Raw genomic sequence first — 17928 nt, forward strand, 5'->3', positions numbered from 1 at the left:
CGGGTGAGCGGCGCCGGACTGGCGATCGAGACCCATGGTCTGACCAAGGTGTTCGGCCGCCAGAAAGCCGTGAATGGCGTGGACCTCGCCGTCCCCCGCGGCACGGTGTTCGGCTTCCTCGGCCCCAACGGGTCCGGGAAGACCACCACCATCCGTGTCCTCCTGGGGCTCGCCGCGGCGTCCAGCGGGGAGATCCGGCTGCTCGACGGCGCCATGCCGAAGGAGGCGCGCAGCGTCCTGCCGCGCGTCGGAGCCCTCGTGGAAGGCCCCGCCATCTACCCGTTCCTCTCCGGGCGGGCGAACCTGCAGCGTTTCGACGCCGCCGACCGCCACACCTCCCCCACCACCCGGAACCAGCGCGTGGACGCCGCCCTCGAGCGTGTGGGGCTCAGCCACGCCGCGAAGAAGCGGGCGCACGCCTACTCCCTCGGCATGAAGCAGCGCCTCGGCATCGCCAATGCACTGCTCGCCCCGCGGGATCTGCTGATCCTCGACGAGCCCACCAACGGCCTCGACCCGCAGGGCACCCGCGAGGTGCGCAGCCTCATCCGGTCCCTGTCCGATGACGGCACCACCATCTTCGTATCGAGCCACCTGCTCGCCGAGGTGGAGCAGATGTGCACCATGGTCGCCGTCATGAGCGCCGGCAGGCTGGTGGCCCAAGGGTCCCTGGAAGAGCTCCGGGCCGCGGGCACCGTCCGGGTCCGCGTCACCACGCCGGATGTCGCCGACGCCCGTCGGGTCCTGTCCGGCCTCGGCCTGCACCCCGAACCGCACGGGCGCGACGACGTCGTCGCCGCTGAACTGGCCGTCCCGGGCCTCCTGCCCGAGGCGGTCAACGCCGCCCTGGTCCGCGCCGACGTGCGGGTCCGCGGCTTCGAGGCCAGCGGCGCCTCGCTCGAGGACCGCTTCGTCGCACTCACCGGAGAGGGGTTCGACGTTGCCGGCTGAACGCTCCCTGGGTCTGACCCTCGTCCTGTCCGAGATCACCGTCCTCTTCCGGCGGCTCCGCACGTGGGCGATGATCGGCGCGCTGGCCCTGATTCCCATCCTCATCGCCGTCGTCGTGCGCGTCGCCTCCGACGGCTCGGCCAGCGGCCGCGGCCCGGCGTTCCTCGACAGCATCACGCAGAACGGCCTGTTCGTCTCGCTCACGGCGCTGACGGTGGCCATCCCGCTGTTCCTCCCCCTGACCATCGGCGTCGTCGCGGGAGACACCATCGCGGGTGAGGCGAACCTCGGCACCCTCCGGTACCTGCTCGTGGCCCCGGCGGGGCGCCTCCGGCTGCTGCTCGTGAAGTACGCGGGGGCCGCCCTGTTCTGCCTCGTCGCGACCCTGACGGTCGTGGTCACCGGGGCGATCATCGGAGCGCTGCTGTTCCCCGTAGGCCCCGTGACGCTCCTGTCGGGCGACACCGTGGGCATCACCGGCTACTTCGGCCGGCTCCTGCTGCTCGCGCTGTACGTGACGGTGTCGCTCATGGGGCTCAGCGCCATCGGGCTGTTCATCTCCACCCTCACCACCATCCCCGTCGGCGCGATGGCCGCTACCGCCGCGCTGGCCGCCGTCGCGCAGATCCTCGGCGCACTCCCCCAGCTCGAATGGCTGCACCCCTGGCTGTTCACCAACTACTGGCTGGGCTTCGGCGATTTCCTGCGGCAGCCCCTCGTCTGGAACAGCTTCCTCGACAATGCCCTGCTGCAGTTCGGCTACATCGCCGTGTTCGGGACCCTCGCCTACGGGCGGTTCAGCACGAAAGACGTCCTGAGCTGACCACCGGACGCCGAATGGCACCGGCGACTTAGATTAGGCTACCCTTGCCTCGTGAGGGCTGTGCCCTCCCGACGACTCCCCCACTGCCTGAGATGAGATTTTGATGCACCCGCGCCCCCTGACGAAAACCCTCGTCGGCCTGACCGCCCTGACGTCGATCCTCACGGGCTGCAGCGCGATCGGCGGCAACTCCGCCGATCTCCAGATCTACTCGGCGCGGCACTACGACCTCGAGGGCGCCTTCGGTCAGTTCACCGAGGAGACCGGCATCACCGTCGAGTTCATCAGCGGCGACGACGCCGAACTCCTCGAGCGACTCAAGGCCGAGGGCGACGACACCCCGGCGGACGTCTTCATGACAGTCGACGCCGGCAACCTCTGGAACGGTGCACGCCAGGGCGAACTCGCCGCGATCGACTCCCCGGCACTCGACGAGGCCGTCCCGGAGGACCTGCGGGACGCCGAGGGCCGCTGGTACGGGCTCGCCCTGCGCGCACGGACCGTCACGTACAACCCCGACGCGGTGGACCCCGCCGAGTTCGACGCCACCGACACCTACGCGGGCCTCGCCGATCCGAAGTGGAAGGACCGCCTGTGCATGCGGGACGCCACCTCCGCCTACACGCAGTCCCTCGTCGCCAGCCTGATCGACCTCCACGGCCGGGACCGCGCCCTCGAGATCGTGAAGGGCTGGGTGGCCAACGACGTCGACATCCTGAGCAACGACATCCTGCTGCTGGAGGCCATCGACGCCGGGACGTGCGACGTCGGCATCAACAACCACTACTACCTCGCACGGACGCTCGAGGAGAACCCCGACCTCAACGTGGACCTGTTCTGGGCGAGCCAGGAGGGCGCCGGCACGCACGTCAACATCTCGGGCGCGGGCGTCGTCGAGGGCTCCGACAACGCGGAGGACGCCCAGAAGCTCATCGAATGGCTCGCCACCGACGGCCAGAACGCCTTCGTCGACGCCAACCACGAGTTCCCCGTCAACCCGGCCGTCGAGCCGGAGCCGGTCATCGCTGCCTTCGGCGAGTTCACGCGCATGCCGCTGAACGCCGAGGCCTACGGCACGCTCAACGCCGACGCCGTCGACCTGCTCGCCGAGGCCGGATACAAGTGACCGACACGGCGGCGCTCGCCGAGCCGCGGCCGCCCCGCCGGCGGTACCGGACGTACGGCGTCGGCCGGCCGGCCTGGTCGACGCTCGTCGTCGTCGTCGCCGTCGTCGTCGCCACCCCCGTCCTGGCGGTCGTCGTCGACGGCCTCGGGAGTCTCGGCAGCACCACCCCGCCGCGGGATCTGATCCCGATGATCCTCACCACCCTCGCCCTGATGCTGGGCGTCGGCGCGGGGGCCCTGGTCGTGGGCGGGGGCCTGGCCTGGCTCGTGACCGCCTACCGGTTCCCGCTGCGTGACCTGCTGGTGTGGCTGCTCGTCCTGCCGCTGGCCGTGCCGGCCTACGTCCTCGGGTTCGTCTTCCTCTCCGTGTTCGACGTCGCCGGCCCGGTGCAGTCGCTCCTGCGGACCGTCTTCGGGACCGACGTCTGGGTTCCCGAGGTCCGCTCGCTGCCCGCCGCGATCCTCGTCATGACGCTCTCGCTCTACCCGTACGTCTACCTCATGGCGCGCTCGGCGCTGATCGAGCAGTCCTCCGGGACGTACGACGCCGCCCGCACCCTGGGCTCCACCCGCGGGCAGGCCCTGCGCCGCGTGGTGCTGCCGCTCGCCCGACCGTCCCTGGCCGCCGGACTCGCCCTCGTGATGATGGAGACGCTCACGGACTTCGCCACCGTGCAGTACTTCAACGTGCAGACCGTCTCCGTGGGCGTCTACCTCGTCTGGAAGGGCACGTTCGACTTCCACGCCGCGACGCAGCTCGCCGTCCTCGTCCTGCTGTTCGCCGTCGCCGTCCTGGCCGCGGAGCGTGCGCTGCGGGGCCGGGCGCGCTACCACCAGCAGGGCGGACGCCGGCAGGGGTTCTCCCCCGAACGGCTGCGGGGCGCCCCCGCCTGGGCCGCGACGGCCGCGTGCGTGGCGGCCCTCTCCGCCGGGTTCCTCATCCCCGTGGGGCAGCTGCTGATCTGGGCCTTCGGGCAGATCGCCGCGGACGCCGGGTTCCTCGCCGATCCCCGCTTCGTCGAGTACCTCGCCAACAGCCTCCTGGTCGCGATGATCACCGCCGTCGCGTGCGTGGCCGTGTCCCTGGGCGTCGGCCACGCGATCCGCATGGGTGGGGGCCGCGTCGTCTCCTTCGCCGCGCAGCTGACCACGTTCGGGTACGCGGTACCCGGCGCCGTCATCGGGATCGGGGTCCTGCTGTCCTTCGCCACCCTCGACACCGCCCTGGAACGCGCCGGCGTCCCCGGGGGCACCGGGCTGATCGTCACCGGCTCGGTGGTCGGGATCCTGTACGCCTACGTGATCCGGTTCCTCGCCCCGGCCTACCAGTCCGTCGGCGCGAGCCTCGAGAAGATCACCCCCGCCATCACGTCCTCCGCCCTGAGCCTCGGGGCCGGACCGCACCGCATCCTGCGGCGGGTCCACCTCCCCCTCGCACGCCCCGGCGTCGCCGTCGCCCTGATGCTGGTGGTGATCGACGCCGTGAAGGAGCTGCCCATCGTGCTGCTCCTGCGGCCCTTCGGCTTCACCACCGCGTCGGTGTGGGTGTACGAGCTCGCGCGGGAGAACTTCTGGGAGAAGGCATCCCTCCCGGCCCTGGTCATCGTGGCCGCGGCCATCATCCCCGTCTTCGTCCTCGTCCGCCAGACCCGGCGCCGCGAAGTACACGGGACCACGTCCGGAAAGGAAGGCCAGTGACGGCACAGATGCAGAGCGCCCCACCGGCCGGTACCGGCACCGCCGGCGCCCCGCCCGCGCTCACCCTCGAAGGCGTGACCCGGCACTACGGATCCTCCCGGGGCGTCGAGTCGCTCGACCTCGCCATCCCCACGGGCGAGCTCGTGACGCTGATCGGCCCGTCGGGATGCGGCAAGTCGACGACACTGCGGCTCGTCGCCGGGCTGGAACGGCCCGACGCCGGACGGATCACCGTCGCCGGGGAGGTCGTCGCGGACAGGAGCCGGTTCGTTAACCCGGAGAACCGCCGGGTGGGGCTCGTGTTCCAGGACCACGCCCTCTTCCCGCACCTGAGCGTTGCCCGGAACGTCGCGTTCGGCCTCGACCGACTGCCGCGGGCGGAGCGCCGGAAGCGTGTCGGCGACCTCCTGGACCTGGTCCGGCTGGCCCATCTCGCGGACCGGTACCCGCACGAGCTCTCCGGCGGCGAGCAGCAGCGTGTCGCCCTCGCCCGCGCGCTGGCGCCGCGCCCCGCCGTCGTCCTCCTGGACGAGCCGTTCTCCAGCCTCGACGAGTCGCTGCGCGCGCAGGTGCGCCGAGACACCGTGGCCACGCTGCGGGAGACCGGCACCACGGGCGTCCTCGTCACGCACGACCAGACCGAGGCGCTGTCCGTCGGCACGCGCGTCGTCGTCATGCACAACGGCGTGATCGAGCAGGCCGACGTCCCGGAGAAGGTCTTCGAGCAGCCCGCAACGCGCTTCGTCGCCTCGTTCATGGGCGACGCCGATTTCCTCCCCGCCCGCGTGCACCGCGCCCTACTGACCTGCGAGATCGGCATCGTCTCCACCGTCCCGGGGTGGGCGGACAGCGACGTCGCCGTCGACGTCGTCCTCCGGCCCCACGAGGTGGCCCTGCGCGCGGAGCCGAACGCCACCGCTCATGTCTCGGGCGTCGAGTACCACGGTGCGTTCGTCCTGCACCACGTGCGGCTCGCCTCGGGGCGGACCGTGCGGTCCTGGCAGCCCCACGACGTGCGCCACCCCGTCGGCACGGCGGTCACCGTGACCGTGGCTGCCGGCACCGCGCCCACGCTCCTCGTCGGCGACCGCGCGGTGACCACTCCGCCCCGCAACGCCCCGCGTCCCCCGGTTCTCCCGTGAGCATCGACCCGCAGCTCTCCGAGGCCACGTTCACCGATCTCGCCCGCCACGGGAACCGGCCCGCGATCCTCACCGCCGACGGCGTGCTCTCCTACCGCGAGCTCGCGGCGCGGGTCGACGACGTCGTCGTGCGCCTCGGCACGGAGCGGCGGCTCGTGCTGCTCGCCGCCCGCAACGACCTCGACACCCTCGTGGCGTACCTCGCAGCCGTCACGGCCGGCCACCCGCTGCTGCTCGTGCCGGCGGACAAGCCTGCTGCGCTGGCCTCGCTCGTCGCCGCCTACGATCCCGACGTCGTGCTCAGCACCGATGGCGGCTCCCTCGCCGTCGACGAGCGCCGGCCCGGTACGCGCCACGACCTCCACCCGGAGCTCGCACTGCTGGTCAGTACCTCGGGTTCCACCGGCTCCCCGAAACTCGTCCGGCTGTCCCGGGCGAACCTCGAGGAGAACGCGCAGTCCATCGCCGCGTACCTGGGCATCGGCCCCGACGACCGCGCCGCCACCACCCTGCCGTTCTCCTACTGCTACGGACTGTCCGTGGTCAACAGCCACCTCGCCCGCGGGGCCGGCCTCGTGCTCACGGACCTGTCCGTCGTCGACCCCTGCTTCTGGGACGTGGTCCGCGAGCGCGGTGCCACCTCGTTCGCGGCCGTGCCCTACAGTTTCGACCTGCTGGAGCGCGTGGGCTTCGCGGACATGGACCTGCCGAGCCTGCGCTACATCACGCAGGCCGGCGGGCGGCTGGCTCCGGAGAAGGTGCAGCGCTGGGCGGAGACCGGCCAGCGCCGGGGCTGGGACCTGTTCGTCATGTACGGAGCCACGGAGGCCACCGCACGGATGGCCTACCTCCCTCCGGACCTCGCGGCGGAGCACCCGGGGACCATCGGCGTGGCCATCCCGGGCGGCTCGTTCAGGATCGATCCCATCAGGGGCCTGCCCCACGGGGAACTCGTCTACTCCGGCCCTAACGTCATGCTCGGCTATGCCGAGAGCCCCGAGGACCTCGCGCTCGGGCGCACGGTACACGAACTGCGGACCGGCGACCTCGCCCGGCGGCACACGAACGGCCTCTACGAGGTGATGGGCCGCCGCAGCCGCTTCGTGAAGGTCGCCGGGCTCCGGGTGGACCTCGGGCAGGTGGAGCGGATCCTCGCCGACCTGGGCGCCGTCGCCGCCGTCGCCGGGTCCGACGACGACGGCCTCGTGATCGCCGTCGAGGGCGAACACGACGCCGGCATGCTGGCGAAGCTCCTCGCCGTCGACCTCGGGCTCCCCCGGGCCGCCGTCGGAGTGCACCTCGTGGAACACCTGCCCCGCCTGGGCACTGGCAAGATCGACTACCCCGCCGTCCTCCGCCTCGCGGCCCCTGCGGCGCCCCCCTCCACCCCGTCTGCCTCCACCCCGGCCGCCTCCACCCCGGAAGAGCGTCCCGGACGGGAAGGGCCTGCCGACGTCCCGCGGATCTTCGCGGAGTGCCTGGACCGCCAGGACGTACGGAGCGCGGACACGTTCGTCACGCTCGACGGCGACTCGCTCTCCTACGTGGCGCTGTCCGTCCGGCTGGAGGCGGCGCTCGGGCGGCTGCCCGCCGACTGGCACCTCCGGTCGGTCGGCGAGCTGGCCGGCCGCGGCGCGCCCCGGCGGCGCCGACGGTTCGTCTCCTTCCTGGAGCCGTCCATCGTGCTGCGGGCCGTCGCCACCGTCTGCATCGTCGCCGCCCATGTGGAGCTGTTCACGTTCCACACCGCGCACCTGCTCTTCGTCATCGCCGGCTTCAACTTCGCGCGCTTCCAGCTCACCGGCACGCGGTCCGGCCGGCTGCGGCGCCAGGCCCGGAGCCTGGCGAGGATCGTCGTCCCGTCCGTGGCGTTCATCGCGGTGGCCTACGTCCTCACGGACGACTACAGCGTGGCCAACATCTTCCTGCTCAACGGCATGGTGGGGCCGCAGGAGGTCACGAGCGAGTGGCATTTCTGGTTCGTCGAGATGCTCGTGTACGTGCTCGTCGCCGTCATGGCCCTGCTCGCGATCCCCTGGCTGGACCGCCTCGAACGCCGCCTGCCGTTCGCCTTCGCGCTCGGGCTCCTCGCGGTCACGCTGCTCAGCCGGTACGACATCGTGGATCCGGGCCTGCCCAAGCCGCTGCCCGTGTTCTGGTTGTTCGTGCTCGGCTGGGCGGTCGCGCGGGCGGACAGCACACGCCGTCGCCTGCTGGTGTCCGTCCTGGCCGCGCTGACCGTGCCGGGCTCCTTCGAGGACCCGCTGCGCGAGGTGACCATCGTGGTGGGCCTGCTGCTCATCACGTGGGTGCCGATGCTGCCCGTGCCGTCCGTCCTCCGGCGCGTGACGGGCTGGCTCGCTGCCGCGTCCCTGTATATCTACCTCACGCACTGGCTCGTCTACCCGGTGCTCATGCCCTTGGGCCCGGTGGTCGCGGTGATCGGGTGCCTGCCCGTCGGGGTCGGCTACTGGGCGCTGTGCCGGTGGTTGCCGACCGCCGTCCCGCGGTGGCGGACGCGGCAGCTGGCGGGTTAGGGCCGGGCCGCGAGGTCAGGTGATGCCTTCCATCAGGTGGCTCGGGAAGCCGCTGACCGGATCACCTGGGCGAGGTCGCGGGGCCGGCTCCACATGGGCCAGTGTCCGGTCGGGAGGTCGATGACGTCGAGGTGTTCGAGGGCAGCGACGTCGGTGAACATGGGATGGCCTGCGCGCGCCATGTCCAGCACCTGCGCGCTCGGGATCGAGCAGCACACCAGGGTGGTCGGGACGGCGTGTCGGGCATCGTTGGTGAGTTCGACGGGTTGGCGGAGTACGGGGCCGGGCTCGGGGACGGCCCGGGCCCGGAAGCGTTCGAGGACTTCTGCGCTCAGTCCGTCGAGGCTCGCCTGCTGCTCGAGGACGTCGAAGGACGGCAGTGGAAGCTCCTTCACCTCCTCCGGGAGGTTCGGGGCGAAAGCGCTTCCCGTGGACATGGGCCCCGAGTCGACCCACACCACCCGTCGAACGAGCGCGGGATGCTGGTCGAGGACGAGGCTGACGGGGGCGTTGGCTCCGCTGTGAGCGACGATGACCGCGGGCTGATCCTCGGAGACCCCGGATCGGGCGAGGACGTCCAGGATCGCTGCCGCCTGATCGTCGAGGGTCCTCACCGCACGGTCAGGATCGTCCCCGTTTAGGCCAGGCAAGGTCATCGCGATGGCGCCGGGGTGATCGGTGCTGAGGTGGTCGAGGACGTCGGCCCATGCCCAGGCGCCCAGCCAGTGACCGGCGATGAGAAGGATGGTCGGACTACTCGTCATAGGTGTCATGTCACCACCTTCGGAGATGCTGCAGGCAGGTGCATGTCACTATTTATGGCATGAATATATTTTGGGCGGATCGGTGAAGCGCGCGGAGCGACTCCATGCCCTGTCCGAGATGCTGCGTCGCAGCGGATCGCGAGGGTGCTCCGCCGAACGCCTGGCGGGAGAGTTCGGCGTGTCCGTGCGCACAATCAAGAGAGACCTCGCGGCTCTCGAGAGCGGTGGTGTCCCGGTCTGGTCACGTCCGGGCCCGGGTGGTGGCTACGGAGTGACGGCAGGAGCGTCCCTGCCACCGGTGAGTCTGTCCCCGGCGCAGGCGGTGGCGCTCATGGCGGCCGTGTCCGCTGCGCCCGATGCCCCCTACGCCGATCTGGCAGCAGCCGGGGTCCGGAAGATCCTGGACGTCCTCGATCCCAGGACCCGGGCCCGAGCCGACGAGCTGGCCGGCCGCGTCTGGGTCACCGCGCCTCCCGCTTCCTCGCGCATCGTCAGGTCTGCGCTGGAGGAGGCGATGGCAGAACAGCGGGTGATCCGTCTGCGCTACACGGCGGGAGACGGGACCTCGACCACCCGCGACGTCGAACCCGTGCTGTTCGCCTCCACGAATGGCCAGTGGTACTTCGTCGGGTGGTGCCGCCTGCGCAACGCCGTGCGATGGTTCACAGTGTCGCGCATCGAGCGGGCCACCGTCACCAGGACGGCCTGTGGTGGGCATACCGTCGACGAGGTCGGAGAGCCGCCGGCGAACGCCAGGCCGGTACACGGCCGGGGCGCGTGAGGAACCCGGTCGATTCCTCAGGCTCGTCGGGCACCGCTCGACGTCGGCCCTGCCGCGGGCCAGAGCACATCCAGGGAGTGCAGCGCATGCTTCCGGGCGATCGCGACGACGGCGGCCGCGCAGATCTCGGCGTCACTGCCGGCGTCGTGATGCCGGAAGGTGCCCAGGCCGAGGGCTTTGGCGATGTGCGGGAGCTTGTTCACCTCAAGGCCCAGGAGCCGACGGGCGAGAACCACCGAGCAGTGGAACGGGTTCTCCGGGGCCGCCAGCCCCGACTCCGCGCATGCACCGCGCAGCACGGAGCGGTCGAAGGGTGCGTTATGGGCCACGAAGCGGTCGTCGCCCGCGAACTCCATGATGCGTCCCAGGCTCTCCGTCCATCCCGGCGCCATGCGGACGTCGGCGGGACGGATGCCGTGGACGGACATGTTGATCGGTGAGAACTCGCTGACGGCGCGCGGCGGCTTGATCAGCCAGGACGCGGACTCCACGACGACGCCGTCGCTCACCTTCGCCAGCCCTACGGCGCACACCGAGCCGCGCTTGCTGTTCGCCGTCTCGAAGTCGATCGCGGTGAAGTTGAGACCGTGCATGATGCTCCCTGACGCTGCCGCCACCCGGTCGGGTGGCCCCGGACAGCCTAACCGTCATCGGACGCTTCACCCACGAAGGATCGCCCCGTGCCCGGTGCGGGAATGCTGATGGAATCCTGCTGACAAACGGCGCCTCGACACGGCCCTGGGTCGACCTACAACCGATAGGTTCGAGGTGATCGGGGTGGGGCTCAGCCTGCCCGATCGCCATCATGAGCGAGGGAAGCGGCAGGGGACCCGGATGCGCACGAGGACGAGGCCATGAGTGCTGCCGTCGAACCGCCGGATGCCGAGGGCGGCTACACCGAGCCGGAGGGCCTCGGCCTCCTGCGGCGGCGTGCCCCGGGGCAGTCCGTGATGGAGGAACTGCTCGAGGTCCGCGGGAACCGCGACACGCGCAGCCGCGCCGCCCGGGTGTTCGGCGTCCACCTCCTCGACGCCGCGAGCCGCCCCTGGTACTGGGGCGCACTCGGCGAGCGCGCGGTGGGACGGATACTCTCAGCACTGGGACCGGAGTGGACGGTCCTGCATGCCGTTCCCGTCGGCGAGAAGTCGGCCGACATCGACCACGTGGTCATCGGGCCCACGGGCGTCTTCACCCTCAACACGAAGCGGCATCCGGGTCAGAGGATCTGGACGGCGAAGGGCACGTTCCTGGTCGCCGGGACGCGCCATCCCTACATCCGGAACGCGGAGCACGAGGCAGCCCGGGCCGGGAAGCTGCTCTCGGCGGCAGTCCGCCACTCGGTGACTGCGGAGGCCGCGATCGTCGTCGTCGGCGCGCAGCAGGTCACCGTGAAGGAGATTCACAAGTCAGTCACGGTGCTCACCGAGGGCCAACTGCTGCGCTGGATCACCCGCCGGCCCGTCATCCATACCGAGCAGCAGGTCGCCCTCCTGGCGGCGGCCGCAGCCCAGCCGTCGACCTGGCGGCGTACGCCGTCAGAGCTCCGCGACCCTGTGGAGGTCGCGCGATCCTTCGAGGCCCTGCACCGGCTGGTGGAGCAGGCACGACGGCGACGCCTCGGCTGGCTGCTCGCGGTGCCGGCGGCGACCGTTGCGTCCGCCGTGGGCGCGCTACCCTTCTGACCTCCCGACCCGAAGGCCCTCCCTTGCTGCACTTCCCCTCGAAGAACACCGCCGCGCACCGGCCGGACCCCCTCGACGTCAACCGCCTGCACCAGTTGCTGGGCCACCACGTCTGGGCGTTCAGCAATGGCCGGGTGGATGCTCCGGGGCTGCCGGTGGCCGAGGTGGATTGGCTCTTCTACAACTCGCTCCGGGGGACCTTCGTGCTCAGCGAGTGGAAGCGGTACCCGGCGAACGTCCTGCAGGTGATGGACGAGGGCAAGCCCTGGACCCTGGCCAGCGGGAGGGACGTCGCGAATCCCGTCGAGCAGGTCGGCCGGCAGCTCCAGGCCGTCCGCCGGGTGCTGCGACAGGACGTCTGCAGGGAGTTCTTCCCGTCCGTCGACCAGCATTCCCTCAACCTGTATCCGAGCGTCTATTCTCCACAGATCGATACGGCGACCCGGCAGGAGCGCCTACGCTACGGTGCCGTCCACGGCACCCTCGAGCAGCTGGCCCTTCTGGTCGAGCGCAGGGCGGTCACCGCTCCCCTGCTGGTGTCGGGTGCCGTGGCTCGGCTCACGTTGGCGGAGACCCTCGCCGAGCTCTTCCGCTGCTCGATCGGTTCGGCGGTGCGCCGGAAGCTCGACCCTCCGCCGGTTGTCCGCCCCGACCCTGCTGTTCGCATGGCGGCGATCCATCGTGAACTGGCGGCACTGCACCTCGAACTGGCGTCACTGATCGACGCGCCTCCGGTGGCCGTGCCCGCACCACCTGCACCACCGGCTCCGATCGTGGCAGCCACACACGTACCGGCGCCCCTCGCGACGCGTTTGAGCGACGCGCAGCCGCAGCCCTTGGCTGGGGTAGCGACATCCTCGTCGCCAACGGTGACTACAAAGGCCGCCAGGGCTTCTGTGGCTGGTCACCTGAAGGGACACGTGACCCGCCTCGTGCCGGCCTCCGGGCCGACGTCGGAGCACCTCCGGGATGCGTTTCTCGCCGCCCTTCAGGACAAACAGCTCAAGCGCAGCGGGGTCCACGTCGGCCTGTTCGGCTCCTTCGTGGGCCAGCACCTCACGGGCGAGGCGAAACTCGCCGATCTCACGCCCGGCGGACTGTCCAAGTGGTGCCATGCCCAGGCTGAGGCGGCAGGAATCTGCATCGTCAGGGATCCCATCGACCCCTCCGTCGTCAGAACCGTCAGCTCGCCCAACCCCCAGAAGGAAGCCGTATGACCCAGATCATTCACGACCGGCCGGAGCAGCTCCAGATGATCCTGTCCGGGCTCCTGCAGGGAGAGCATGCCCTTGCCGTCTACGACTGCATCGGAGTCGGGACAGGCTTCATCGGACTCACCAACCAGCGTGTGATTCTTCAGGACAAGAGCTTCGTGGGGAACAAGGTCGCACTGACGTCCTTGCCCTATCGGAACATCCAGGCGGTATCGATGCTGACCAACAAGTCGATGCTCGGGAAGTTCGCGTCCAGCTCGTCGATCGCCGTGTCAGCAGGATCGAAAGCCTTCGAAGCCGACTTCCGAGGTGATGAGAAGGCCAAGCACGCCCACGACGTCATCCTGTGGCACCTCATCAACAGGTGAACCAAGCACGCAGCGCCCGCTACCTCACGGGGTAGGTCCACCCCGATGCACTGCTACTCCTGAGACGAGCCTCCTTGTCCCGTGCCGGAGCACCGCGGCATGCTGGGGTGATGACCTCACTCTTCAGCTGGCGCGGCATCGATGACCCGGATCGCCTGGACCACGCGGCGCTCAGCCTTGCGGAGGACGGCCTGAGCGGGCACGGCGTCTCACTGACCCCGTTATATGCCAGCTCCTGGCAGCTCGAGGTCGGGGCGGGGTGGATCACCCGATCACTGCGGGTGAGCGTCCAGGGCCGGGGGTGGGGCCGTACGCTCGATCTCACCCATGACGGCGGTGGCGGCTGGAGCGCCGATGCATCGAGTTGGGGCGAGACGTCGCTCGATCCTCCCGGGTTGCAGGAACCGGACAGCCTGCGGAGTGCGGTCGACTGCGATCTCGGGTTGTGCCCGGTCACGAACACGATGCCGATCCGGCGCCTGGGTCTCCTCGATCAGGCCGTCCCCGACACCGCGTTGGTCATGGCATGGGTCGAGATGCCCTCCCTCCGGGTCCTCCGGAGCGACCAGGTCTATGCGACCGGACCGGCGTCAACAGGGACATCGGTCCGCTATGCCAGTTCCGATGGGGCCTTCCAATCGGAGCTCACCGTCGACGACGACGGCATCGTCGTCGATTATCCCCAGCTCGCCCGGCGCATTCGCGTCGAGGACTGACCCACTTCGGCCACCGGAATCCCCAGCGACTGATCACACCGCGGTGATCCGGAGTGGTATCTTCTCCGCAGTGACATTCTTCTTCTCTCTGTGATCCAGAGTTCAGGCAGCGGTTCCCGTTCGCTTCCGCTGGAAGCGGTGATTTCGTGCGCCCGCGGCGGGAACTCCCCCGCGAGTTCCCCTGACACCCGGCCCCTCACCGAACTCACCCAGAGAAGATCCCATGCACTCCACCGCACCCGACACCCCGCCCAACTCCCCGCTGACCAGGACTGACCTCCGTCCGGACTGCAGTAGCTGCTTCGCGCTCTGCTGCACAGCACTCGGTTTCTCCCGCTCGGCGGACTTCGCCGTCGACAAGCCCGCAGGATCTCCCTGCCGGAACCTGGACTCCGACTTCTCCTGCACCATCCACGATCGCCTGCGGCCGCGGGGCTTCCGGGGGTGCACGGTCTTCGACTGTTTCGGCGCCGGCCAGAACGTCTCGCAGCATCTCTTCCGTGGTGTCAGCTGGAGGGAGGCACCAGAGACGGCGCCGGAGATGTTCGCGGTGTTCACGGTGGTCCGGCAGCTCCACGAGATGCTCTGGTACCTGGCCGAGGCCGGCAGCAGGACATACGACCCGGACACCCTGCACCGGGTCGACGGCCTGCGCTCGATCATCGAGGGCGCCATGGGTGGTGATGCCCAGCAGGTGCTCGCCCTGGACCTCGGTTCTCTTCACGCTCGCGTACGCTCGACGCTGATGGACGTCAGCGACGAGGTCAGAGCGTCCTATCTCGCGACCGGGGACGATCATCTCGGTGCCAGGCTCGTCCCCGGCGCGGATCTCATGGGCCAGAACCTCAGGTCCCGACCACTGCAGGGAGCGAACCTCCGAGGCACCTACCTCATCGCCGCCGACCTCCGGGAGTGCGACCTCTCCGGGGCGGATCTCCTCGGTGCCGATCTCCGGGATGCCCGACTCGGAGGGGCCGATCTCGCCAGGGCCCTCTATCTGACGCAGTCCCAGCTCGAGGCCGCCCGGGGAGACTCGCGCACGCTCATCCCTGAGGACCTGCATGCTCCCGGTCACTGGCGGGACTGAGATCCGGCGCCCGCTTCGCCCAGCCCGTGGCCTGCTCGAACGCGTACGCCACCTGCAGCAGTTCGATATCGCTGCCGTGCGGCATCACGATCTGCAGGCCCACCGGCAGGCCGTCCGCGCTGAACCCCGCCGGCACCGACACGGCGGGCAAACCCGTCGCGGAGATCAGGCAGGCAGCACGCATCCAGTCGAGGTACGTCTCGAACGCGACGCCGTCCAGCGACGTCGGATACCGCTCGGCGGCGTCGAACGGGAGCACCTGCGCCGCCGGACTCAGGAAGACGTCGTACCTGCCGAAGTAGCGGCGCACGCTGGTGTCGAGGCGGGTCCGGGCGAGGGCGGCGTCGACCAGATCCTGAGCGGTCAGTCGTTGCCCCTGCTCCACGTTCCAGCGGATCTCGGGCTTGATGGCGTCGCCGTGCTTCGCGACGAGGTCGCCCAGACCGAGCACGAAGTCGAAGGCGCGCGTGGTGCCGAACACCTGGTCGGCGTCGCGCAGGTCCGGTGCCGCTTCCTCGACGATCGCGCCGAGACCGGCGAACACCTGCAGCTGGCCCTCGAGGACCCGCAGTACCTCGCGGTCCACGGGTACGCCGAGCCCGAAGTCGGGCGACCACCCGATCCGCAGGCCGGTCAGGTCCCGCTCCAGCCCGGCGCCGAAGGAACCCCGCACGGGGTAGGCGTACGGAATCGCAGCATGGGCGCCGGCGATCGCCGTCATGCCCAGCGCGATGTCCTCGACGTCACGAGCCATGAGTCCGCTGCGGCTCAGCCATGCCCAGGCGTTGCGGGTGGGCAGGGACGGGACGACGCCGATCGACGGCCGGTAGCCGACCACGTTGCAGAACGACGCCGGGACACGCAGCGAGCCGCCCATGTCGCTACCGTCGCCCAGCGGCTGGATGCGGGCCGCGATGGACGCCGCCACTCCCCCGCTGCTGCCGCCGGCGCTGCGGCTCGTGTCGTACGGGTTGACGGTGGTCCCGAACACCTCGTTGAAGGTGTGCGAGCCGGCGGCGAACTCCGGCACGTTCGTCTTGCCCGTCGTGACCACGCCGGCGCTCTTGAGCCGCCCGATGATGAGGTCGTCGAACGTCGGCACGAAGTCCCGGAAGATCGATGAGCCCTGCGTGGTGCGCAGGCCCCGCGTGTTGTGCGTGTCCTTGTGCGTCATCGGCAGCCCGTGCAGCGGCGGCAGGTCCGCGCCCGACGCCGTCAGCTCGTCGGCCGCTGCGGCGAGCGCGACGGCGCCGTCCCGGTCCTCGGTGATGACCGCGTTGATGCGCCCGTTGACGGCGTCGATCCGGTCGAAGTGCGCGTCCAGCGCCTCCCGCGCGGACACCTCGCGGCGGCGGATGGCACCGATTAGGTCGACGGCGGACAGTTCGTGCAGCGCACCGCTCACGCGGTACCCACCTTCGAGAGCAGCGCCGTCATCGCGGCCCGGACGCCCGTGGTCAGGGTCGGCTCGATGGCCGGTGCGAAATAGGGCGAGTGGTTGCCGGGCACGGGGGCGTCGCCGTCGAGCAGTCCCTGCGGGTGTCCGCCGAAGAACCAGTACACGCTCGGCACACCGATGGCCTCGGCCAGAAGCCCGAAGTCCTCGCTGCCCATCACGGGCGGGGACTCGATGACGGCGTCCTCGCCCAGGACCTCACCGAGCACGGCCATGAGGTCCTCCGTGGCGGAGGGATCGTTGTAGCACTGGGGGAAGCTCGTGATCTCCTCGATCACGGGCTCCGGCGCCCCCGACGCCGTGGCCTCGGCGCTGATGATGCGCCGTAGCGAGCCGAGCACGCGCTCACGCACGTCGACGTCGAACGTGCGCACGTTGACGGTGAACTCGGCCGACGCCGGGATGATGTTCTCCTTCAGGCCGCCATGGAAGGTGCCAATGGTGACGACCGCCGACTTCATGGGATGCACCTCGCGGGAGACGATCGTCTGGATCCGGACGATCATGTGCGCTCCGAGCACGATGGGGTCGATCGACTCGTCCGGCTGGGACGCGTGAGCCTGCTGGCCGTGAACGATGATTCTCCAGGAGTCCGCCATCGCCATCGCGGTGCCCTTGCTGATGTTCACGGTGCCGGTGAGACCAGGCCACACGTGCTGCCCGTAGATGATGGACGGCATCGGCGCCTTGTCCCACAGCCCGTCCTCCACCATGGCCTCGGCGCCCTCGCCGGTCTCCTCGCCGGGCTGGAAGATGAACACGACGGTGCCGGACCACGCGTCGCGGCGCTCCGTGAGCAACTGAGCGGCGGTGAGGCCCACGGTCACGTGGGTGTCGTGGCCGCAGCCGTGCATCACGGGGACCTCCGTACCGTCGGCGAGGGTGCCCGTCGTCGTGCTCGCGTAGTCCAGACCGGTGTCCTCGGCGATGGGCAGGCCATCGGTGTCGGCGCGGTAGCCGACCACGGGTCCGTCGCCGTTGCGGAGGATCCCGACGATGCCGGTCCCACCACACAGAAAGGTCTCGAGCCCGAGGTGGGTCAGCTTCTCGAGGATGAACGCGGCCGTGTGCGTCTCCTGCATCGAGAGTTCGGGGTGGGCGTGGAGGTGCCGGTAGAGCTCGTGCATCCGAGCGGTGTGCGCGTCGGAGAGGCCGAGGACGGCGGTGTCGATGGTCATGGTGTCCTTTCGGGCGGACGGAAGTCAGAGCCTAATCCATGAGCATGGTGGGCGTCAGGGTTGCGGCGCTGGAGGCGCGCGCCGCTCCCTGCGGCGCACCGACCAGCGAGCTTCACCGCGGTCAGCTCACGGATCCCGTCACCTGGCGCGACTCCGCAGGTTTCGGGATACAGAGCCGGGCACTAAAATAGGGACAGCGCCGCCCGTACTGATCGTGATCCGACGTCAAGAAGGTGTGAAAGATAGTCGAGAAGCTGAAGGTAATCAGGGGGATGCCGTCGTCGCACCACGGCGGCAGTGAACGGGTACGCGATCTCGCCACGGAACTGGCGGAGCTCGCGCGGTCGCTGCAGCGGGAACCGGACTCCGACGCGATCGTCGCCGGGTTCGTCCACGCGGCCGTGGA

Annotated in this window: 16 protein-coding genes; 12 read left to right on the plus strand and 4 right to left on the minus strand. The window is 70.1% G+C overall.

Translation table 11 applies throughout. The features are described 5' to 3' along the window. Positions 1–3 precede the first annotated feature (3 nt). The 6 genes from C4K88_RS17755 (at position 4) to C4K88_RS08915 (ending at position 8276) form a co-directional block, all read left to right on the plus strand. Complete coding sequence (locus C4K88_RS17755; RefSeq protein WP_104121254.1) at positions 4–951, plus strand: ABC transporter ATP-binding protein; 948 nt, start codon at positions 4–6, stop codon at positions 949–951. Continuing rightward, a complete protein-coding gene (locus C4K88_RS08895; protein ID WP_241521793.1) occupies positions 941–1774 on the plus strand; it encodes an ABC transporter permease in 834 nt (277 codons plus the stop codon). Before C4K88_RS17755 ends, C4K88_RS08895 begins: the two co-directional genes overlap by 11 nt. Before the next feature lie 103 nt (positions 1775–1877). Continuing rightward, positions 1878–2900 carry an extracellular solute-binding protein gene (locus C4K88_RS08900; protein ID WP_104121255.1) on the plus strand — a complete coding sequence of 341 codons (1023 nt, stop codon included), beginning with the start codon at positions 1878–1880 and terminating at the stop codon, positions 2898–2900. Continuing rightward, positions 2897–4597 carry an ABC transporter permease gene (locus C4K88_RS08905; RefSeq protein ID WP_104121256.1) on the plus strand — a complete coding sequence of 567 codons (1701 nt, stop codon included), beginning with the start codon at positions 2897–2899 and terminating at the stop codon, positions 4595–4597. The genes C4K88_RS08900 and C4K88_RS08905 overlap by 4 nt, the downstream gene beginning before the upstream one ends. Next, complete coding sequence (locus C4K88_RS08910; protein ID WP_241521794.1) at positions 4594–5739, plus strand: ABC transporter ATP-binding protein; 1146 nt, start codon at positions 4594–4596, stop codon at positions 5737–5739. The genes C4K88_RS08905 and C4K88_RS08910 overlap by 4 nt, the downstream gene beginning before the upstream one ends. Continuing rightward, entirely contained in the window at positions 5736–8276 is a 2541-nt protein-coding gene (locus tag C4K88_RS08915) for an AMP-binding protein (protein WP_104121257.1), read from the plus strand. The genes C4K88_RS08910 and C4K88_RS08915 overlap by 4 nt, the downstream gene beginning before the upstream one ends. A gap of 32 nt (positions 8277–8308) precedes the next feature. Here the strand turns inward: C4K88_RS08915 and C4K88_RS08920 are convergent, their stop codons facing one another. Further along, complete coding sequence (locus tag C4K88_RS08920) at positions 8309–9049, minus strand: alpha/beta fold hydrolase (protein ID WP_104121258.1); 741 nt, start codon at positions 9047–9049, stop codon at positions 8309–8311. A gap of 73 nt (positions 9050–9122) precedes the next feature. On the opposite strand from C4K88_RS08920, the gene C4K88_RS08925 reads away from it, so the two are divergent. Next, on the plus strand, positions 9123–9821 hold the full coding sequence (locus C4K88_RS08925) for a helix-turn-helix transcriptional regulator (RefSeq protein ID WP_104121323.1): 699 nt from the start codon (positions 9123–9125) through the stop codon (positions 9819–9821). Between the two features lie 17 nt (positions 9822–9838). Here C4K88_RS08925 and C4K88_RS08930 read toward each other — a convergent pair whose 3' ends face one another. Then, positions 9839–10414, minus strand: coding sequence for a 3'-5' exonuclease (locus C4K88_RS08930; protein ID WP_104121259.1), 576 nt, complete (start codon positions 10412–10414; stop codon positions 9839–9841). Between the two features lie 261 nt (positions 10415–10675). On the opposite strand from C4K88_RS08930, the gene C4K88_RS08935 reads away from it, so the two are divergent. The 5 genes from C4K88_RS08935 (at position 10676) to C4K88_RS08955 (ending at position 14888) form a co-directional block, all read left to right on the plus strand. Next, complete coding sequence (locus C4K88_RS08935) at positions 10676–11503, plus strand: nuclease-related domain-containing protein (RefSeq protein ID WP_104121260.1); 828 nt, start codon at positions 10676–10678, stop codon at positions 11501–11503. A gap of 23 nt (positions 11504–11526) precedes the next feature. Continuing rightward, on the plus strand, positions 11527–12720 hold the full coding sequence (locus C4K88_RS08940; RefSeq protein WP_104121261.1) for an NERD domain-containing protein: 1194 nt from the start codon (positions 11527–11529) through the stop codon (positions 12718–12720). Beyond that, positions 12717–13085, plus strand: coding sequence for a PH domain-containing protein (locus C4K88_RS08945; protein ID WP_104121262.1), 369 nt, complete (start codon positions 12717–12719; stop codon positions 13083–13085). The genes C4K88_RS08940 and C4K88_RS08945 overlap by 4 nt, the downstream gene beginning before the upstream one ends. Before the next feature lie 110 nt (positions 13086–13195). Next, positions 13196–13801, plus strand: a complete 606-nt coding sequence (locus C4K88_RS08950) for a putative glycolipid-binding domain-containing protein (protein WP_104121263.1) — start codon at positions 13196–13198, stop codon at positions 13799–13801. Positions 13802–14024: 223 nt separating this feature from the next. Then, the gene (locus C4K88_RS08955) at positions 14025–14888 is read left to right on the plus strand and encodes a pentapeptide repeat-containing protein (protein WP_104121264.1); all 864 of its coding nucleotides are present in this window, start codon (positions 14025–14027) and stop codon (positions 14886–14888) included. Here C4K88_RS08955 and C4K88_RS08960 read toward each other — a convergent pair. Continuing rightward, complete coding sequence (locus C4K88_RS08960) at positions 14845–16293, minus strand: amidase (protein ID WP_104121265.1); 1449 nt, start codon at positions 16291–16293, stop codon at positions 14845–14847. The two genes, C4K88_RS08955 and C4K88_RS08960, sit on opposite strands and share 44 nt — an antisense overlap. Further along, positions 16290–17522: an amidohydrolase gene (locus C4K88_RS08965; RefSeq protein ID WP_104121266.1), complete on the minus strand. Its 1233-nt coding sequence runs from the start codon at positions 17520–17522 to the stop codon at positions 16290–16292. The genes C4K88_RS08960 and C4K88_RS08965 overlap by 4 nt, the downstream gene beginning before the upstream one ends. Between the last annotated feature and the right edge of the window lie 406 nt (positions 17523–17928).

Origin of the sequence: Arthrobacter pityocampae (genome assembly GCF_002927275.1) — a bacterium.
Lineage (GTDB): Bacteria > Actinomycetota > Actinomycetes > Actinomycetales > Micrococcaceae > Arthrobacter_D > Arthrobacter_D pityocampae.

Coding starts and splice junctions, on each gene's coding strand:
- C4K88_RS08900 (WP_104121255.1), top strand. CDS start 1,878: ATGCACCCGCGCCCCCTGACGAAAACCCTCGTCGGCCTGACCGCCCTG.
- C4K88_RS08920 (WP_104121258.1), bottom strand. CDS start 9,049: ATGACACCTATGACGAGTAGTCCGACCATCCTTCTCATCGCCGGTCAC.
- C4K88_RS08930 (WP_104121259.1), bottom strand. CDS start 10,414: ATGCACGGTCTCAACTTCACCGCGATCGACTTCGAGACGGCGAACAGC.
- C4K88_RS08935 (WP_104121260.1), top strand. CDS start 10,676: ATGAGTGCTGCCGTCGAACCGCCGGATGCCGAGGGCGGCTACACCGAG.
- C4K88_RS08945 (WP_104121262.1), top strand. CDS start 12,717: ATGACCCAGATCATTCACGACCGGCCGGAGCAGCTCCAGATGATCCTG.
- C4K88_RS08950 (WP_104121263.1), top strand. CDS start 13,196: ATGACCTCACTCTTCAGCTGGCGCGGCATCGATGACCCGGATCGCCTG.
- C4K88_RS08955 (WP_104121264.1), top strand. CDS start 14,025: ATGCACTCCACCGCACCCGACACCCCGCCCAACTCCCCGCTGACCAGG.
- C4K88_RS08965 (WP_104121266.1), bottom strand. CDS start 17,522: ATGACCATCGACACCGCCGTCCTCGGCCTCTCCGACGCGCACACCGCT.